The 1,610-nt window shown below is 51.7% G+C and carries 1 protein-coding gene; it reads right to left on the bottom strand.

The window, feature by feature from the left end; genetic code table 11:
• Positions 1–274: 274 nt before the first annotated feature.
• On the bottom strand, positions 275–1,610 hold a 1,336-nt coding region (locus KDK15_RS12065), incomplete at its 5' end, for a WD40 repeat domain-containing protein (protein WP_257295604.1).

Raw genomic sequence — 1,610 nt, 5'->3', positions numbered from 1 at the left:
TGTCTTAAGGCTCAAATCTTCATGCTCATCACGGAAGTTAGAAAGCACGATTGGTGTCACATGGATGTGAACGCGCTGACCGTTGGTTATCCCTGCAACAAGGTGGATCCATACAATCTCTGTACGGAATGACAGCGAAGTTAAGCGCCGTGTGGTGATAATGCGCCATCGAGCTACGACCGGGTAATGAGCAGATTTTTGCAGATATGATTACCGAAGGGAGGCACGGCAAGGGAAATTATTCAGAACCTGTTTCTAACCATTTTGCCACACCTCAAGTATGTGCTGTTTCCTGCCCCGGGCTGGCAGGGATCTTCCAGAGTAGTGCAGTAGCGTCATCTGAATCATTGTTGCAGTTGATCACTAAATGTTCGCTGTCGGGGCTAAATCTGGCCTGTTTAACGGGATAATCCAGTTTTATCTGCTCTTTTTCTACCCAGTTGCCCTCACCATCGATACCCCAGAGTTGCACAAGGCCTGGCTGGTGTTGGTCGTATATTTTGTTGCCATAGGTCAGGAAATGGCTATCCAGCTCATCAAGGTCAGCACCATCGATAGAGTAGTCATCAGAACCCGTCACCGCCTGTTTCAGCCACTGGCCATTAGCGTCACGCCCAAGAATACATGCGGTGTCGTCCAGGCCAACGCTATAGGCGAGACGCCCTGAATGAGAAAATCGAGCATCAAGAATGCTATTTTGATGTCGAGCCATCAGCTGTTCCTGCCATTTACCCTGGCTGTCAAGGCCCTGGATTTTTAGGGTCAGGTCCATACCGCAGGTCAACACACTGTCCTCCTGGGGGTTGAAGGCGGCATAGTCAACCCCCTCTTGGTGAAACACCCTCGCTTCCTCAACAAGGTTACCTTCGTCATCATTCACCCAAAGGCAGGCGAAATTCGTATCATCGCCATAACTGAGCAATCGGTTCTCTGAGGGGCTGAAGACAACCTCCCGACTGCCGATGTGCTCAAGAACCTGACCGTCATCCAGCCGTTCACCAGTACTTTTGCAATCCCAGAGCTTAAAGCGGCCACTACCGAGACGAGCGAGAAATTTATGCCCGGAGGGGCTGAATCTGGCCTCCGCACAACCCTTGATTTCTGCCTTTCGTACCCAGGCACCACTACCGTCATAACCGGAAATAATAACCTTGTTGTCTATATCCCGGGTCAGGGCATGTTGCCCGGAGGCATTGAAGGCTGCTTGGCAAATGAGGTTGGTGTGAGCCTGGTTGTCGTCACTTATCATCGTCTCGGGATGATGGACATTTCCGACCTGCGACCAGTTCCCATCGTCATCACAACCCAGAAAGAGAGCCTGGCTACCCCAGGTGAAGACCACGGCATGGCGCTCATCATCACTCAGCTGGGCACTGCCAATATTCCCGTCACACTCAAAGACCCCTTTCTCCACCAGATAGTTACCCTTATCACTAAAGCCCCAGATGGTCGCTGCCCTGCCACAGTAAGCCAGTAAAAAATTATCTGTGGCCTTGAAGTGCGGTTGCTGTGGCCCGGTTTGCTGATAGTGGCTGATCGGCTGGGTCAGCGAAACCCACCGGCCATTGCTGTATTTGCGCAATACGATGATGTTGCCGGCCTGAGGGTCA

This window comes from Endozoicomonas sp. YOMI1 (assembly GCF_024606345.1).
GTDB lineage: Bacteria > Pseudomonadota > Gammaproteobacteria > Pseudomonadales > Endozoicomonadaceae > Endozoicomonas.
This window is presented reverse-complemented; position numbering and strand designations above follow the sequence as displayed.